Source organism: Wolbachia endosymbiont of Mansonella perstans (genome assembly GCF_020278605.1).
Classification (GTDB): Bacteria; Pseudomonadota; Alphaproteobacteria; order Rickettsiales; family Anaplasmataceae; genus Wolbachia.
Map to the genome: position 1 here is coordinate 15,000 of NZ_JACZHU010000011.1, position 3,395 is coordinate 18,394.

4 protein-coding genes and 1 pseudogene are annotated in these 3,395 nt (G+C 34.3%); 3 read left to right on the forward strand and 2 right to left on the reverse strand.

The genetic code is table 11. The features are described 5' to 3' along the window. Both rnpA and rpmH read right to left on the reverse strand, forming a co-directional pair. A partial coding sequence (gene rnpA / locus IHO13_RS01235; RefSeq protein ID WP_225537906.1) for a ribonuclease P protein component occupies positions 1-330 on the reverse strand: 330 nt, incomplete at its 3' end. Between the two features lie 7 nt (positions 331-337). Then, a complete protein-coding gene (gene rpmH / locus IHO13_RS01240) occupies positions 338-472 on the reverse strand; it encodes a 50S ribosomal protein L34 (protein WP_225536285.1) in 135 nt (44 codons plus the stop codon). A gap of 114 nt (positions 473-586) precedes the next feature. On the opposite strand from rpmH, the gene pstC reads away from it, so the two are divergent. The 3 genes and pseudogenes from pstC to IHO13_RS01255 form a co-directional block, all read left to right on the forward strand. Then, positions 587-1,675 (forward strand): phosphate ABC transporter permease subunit PstC, encoded by a 1,089-nt coding sequence (gene pstC / locus IHO13_RS01245; RefSeq protein WP_225537905.1) that lies wholly within the window; start codon positions 587-589, stop codon positions 1,673-1,675. Positions 1,676-1,782: 107 nt separating this feature from the next. Next, on the forward strand, positions 1,783-3,225 hold the full coding sequence (gene atpD, locus IHO13_RS01250) for a F0F1 ATP synthase subunit beta (protein ID WP_225537907.1): 1,443 nt from the start codon (positions 1,783-1,785) through the stop codon (positions 3,223-3,225). 5 nt (positions 3,226-3,230) lie between these two features. Further along, positions 3,231-3,395 (forward strand): annotated as a pseudogene (locus IHO13_RS01255) (F0F1 ATP synthase subunit epsilon); the annotation flags it as partial.

The following is a 3,395-nucleotide window of genomic DNA, read 5'->3' on the forward strand; positions in this document are numbered from 1 at the left end:
TTGGCAAATAGTTAGATCTTTCTGTAAGTTTTTATAACTTGCTTGCATAATATTTCTATGAGTCAATATTATATAATAATATCCTACGTTATTTATATTTAGAATGATGAATCTGGCAAGTACCCGTAATCGTCTTTTGATTTTGTTTCTTTTTGCTGCTTTTCCAACTTTTTTACTGATAACTAGACCTGTTCTAATAGTGTAAATATACTTTTCGGGCTCTTTCTCTTTTATGGCATATAACGATATGTAGAACCCACGATAAAAAAGACCACCAGATGCTAGCTTATTTTTAAAAGCAAATGAAAACTCTTTTTTTTTATGCTCGATAACTTAACTATGCACATAGTTTTTTGCATCCCAATGAGCGACGCCTATTGAGAATTTTCCTCCCAGCTTTTGTTGTCATACGTAAGCGGAAGCCGTGCCTGCGCTTTTTTATCAAATTTTTCGGTTGAAATGTTCTCTTCATTGTTTTTATAAATATAATTAGTTATTTTAATTTATTTTACTTTATTGTCAAATGATGGTTCCATTATATTTGGATAATCTTAAAGTTGTATTCTCGTAAAATAAGATTTGATAGATGAATTCGTTGGTAATAATCCTTTCCATACCTACGCTACTAATTCTTTTATTTTGCTTTAAGCAAGTGGATAAGATTAAATCTTATTTATATCTTAGTTGTATATGGATGTTAACTTGGTTATTAATACTCTGTAACAATTGTTTTATAACTTCCATTTCTGTAGCGTTACTTTTTTTCATGTTTGCTTTTATATTTAAAAGCAAAAGAAATAAGATAATCAAATTTTCACTGTTTGTGGCTCTAGCCATATCATTTTTTATCACTTTATTTATAATGTTATCTATTCTTACCCAATCTATTAATTTTTTTAAAGAAGTAGCTATTTCAGAATTCTTATTTTGCTTGAAATGGAGCCATAATGTGGTAACTATCAATGGAGAAAAAATAGGATGTTTTGGTATAACTCCGCTTTTGGTTGGCACTTTGGTTATAACTATTGTAGCAATGCTGGTTGCTATTCCGCTTGGTTTGTTTTCTGCAATATATATTAGTGAATATGCGAGTGGGAAAGTGCGTTACATTGTTAATACGACTTTGCAAGTTTTGTCTGCTATTCCTACAGTCGTGTATGGATATTTCTCGGTTGTATTTTTATCTTCTTCTGTGAAACAGATAACAAATTTTTTTGGTTTGAATATACACTCAGAGAGTGCCCTAGTTGCTGGTTTATCGATAGGGATAATGATTCTTCCTTTTATTATTTCCTTATTGGAGGATGCAATCAGGTCTGTTCCAAAGAGCCTATGCTATGGCTTTATGGCATTGGGAGCCACTCCAGCAGAAACTATATGGCGCATAACAATACCTTATGCAATGCCGACAATTTTAAGTGCAATTTTGTTGTCAATTTCGAGGGTGATAGGTGAAACAATGATCGTGCTGATGGCTGTGGGAATCAATTCAAACTTGACTTTTAATCCTCTCAATTCAGTTACTACTATTACTGTACAAATTGCTACATTACTTACTGGAGATCAGGATTTCAATAGTGTACAAACTCTTGCTGCTTATGCACTTAGCTTAGTGTTATTTATTATTACTTGGCTCTTAAATGCGTTTGCACTGTTCATAATAAAGCGTAATTAGCAAATGTTGTTGCAAAATTTCTACTAATAATATAAGATTTATTTTCTTGAAGAGTTCTTTGGGAACTTTTTTATAAAGTTTTCGTGTTAGGTAATAAAAGTAAAGAGATGAATATAGGTAGAACGGTTAAGGTAACTCAAGCAGTTGTTGATTTAAAATTTGAAGGCAAGCTACCTAAAATATTTAATGCTTTAAAAAGCAAACTAAAATATAGGGGCAAGGAGCTGATTTTAGAAGTTTCACAGCATATAGGTGACAATATAGTCCGTTGTATTGCTATGGATAGCACAGATGGTGTGTCAAGAGATGACGAATTTGTTGATACAGGTGTACCAATATCAGTTCCGGTTGGGCGTTCAACTTTAGGGAGAATCTTTAATGTTGTAGGAGAGCTTATAGATAAGTGTGGTTCGCTGAAAGGAAAATACAATTTAGAACCTATACACAGAACGCCTCCAAGTTTTACTGAGCAGAGGATACAGGAAGAAGTTTTAGTTACAGGAATAAAAGTTATAGATCTTCTTGCACCTTACCTTAAGGGAGGAAAAATTGGTTTATTTGGTGGAGCTGGTGTTGGAAAAACAGTTCTGATAATGGAATTGATTAATAATATAGCAAAAGCTCATAAAGGATTTTCTGTGTTTGCCGGAGTAGGAGAAAGGACGCGTGAAGGTAATGACCTTTATTATGAGATGATCACTTCAAATGTGATAGATATAAATGAGCATGAAAAATCTCAAGCTGTTTTGGTTTATGGTCAGATGAATGAGCCTCCAGGGGCAAGGGCTAGGGTTGCTTTAACAGCTCTAACTATGGCAGAGTATTTTCGTGATCGTGAAAATCAAGATGTTTTATTTTTCGTGGATAATATCTTCCGTTTTACTCAAGCTGGTTCTGAGGTTTCTGCTTTACTTGGAAGAATACCTTCAGCTGTTGGTTATCAGCCAACCCTTGCAACCGATATGGGTGCAATGCAAGAGAGAATAGCTTCAACTACTTCAGGTTCCATTACTTCTGTGCAAGCTATATATGTTCCTGCGGATGATTTAACTGATCCAGCTCCTGCAACTACTTTTTCTCACCTTGATGCAACCACAGTGTTATCAAGGCAAATAGCTGAAATTGGGATATACCCTGCTGTTGATCCACTTGATTCGACTTCTCAGTCTTTGTCTACTGAAATCATTGGTGAAGAGCATTATAAGGTGGCTTCTGAGGTAAAGCGTATATTGCAAACTTATAAATCACTGCAAGATATTATTGCAATACTTGGTATGGATGAACTATCTGATGAGGATAAAATTGTTGTTGATAGGGCTCGTAAAATTCAGAAATTTCTTTCTCAACCTTTTCACGTTGCGGAGGTATTTACTGGCATGCCTGGTAAATTTGTTTCACTTTTCGATACCGTTTCTGGCTTTAAAGGGATTGTTGAAGGCAAGTATGATCACTTGCCAGAGGCTGCCTTTTATATGGTGGGGAATATAGACGAAGCAATGCAAAAGGCTGAATTAATAAAGGCTGAAACTAAAGTTGGAGCTAAAAATTAAAGATTATGGGTACCTTCAAAGTGCAATTTTTTTCTCCTGATAATCAAATTTTATTCAATAAAGTGGCTTCTCTTTCAATAATTGGGCTTGAAGGGGAGCTTATGGTTTTAGCTCACCATTCTCCTTATTTGATTTATTTATTGCCTGGCATAATTACTGTTAAGATGAGT

Coding starts and splice junctions, on each gene's coding strand:
- rpmH (WP_225536285.1), bottom strand. CDS start 472: ATGAAGAGAACATTTCAACCGAAAAATTTGATAAAAAAGCGCAGGCAC.
- atpD (WP_225537907.1), top strand. CDS start 1,783: ATGAATATAGGTAGAACGGTTAAGGTAACTCAAGCAGTTGTTGATTTA.
- pstC (WP_225537905.1), top strand. CDS start 587: ATGAATTCGTTGGTAATAATCCTTTCCATACCTACGCTACTAATTCTT.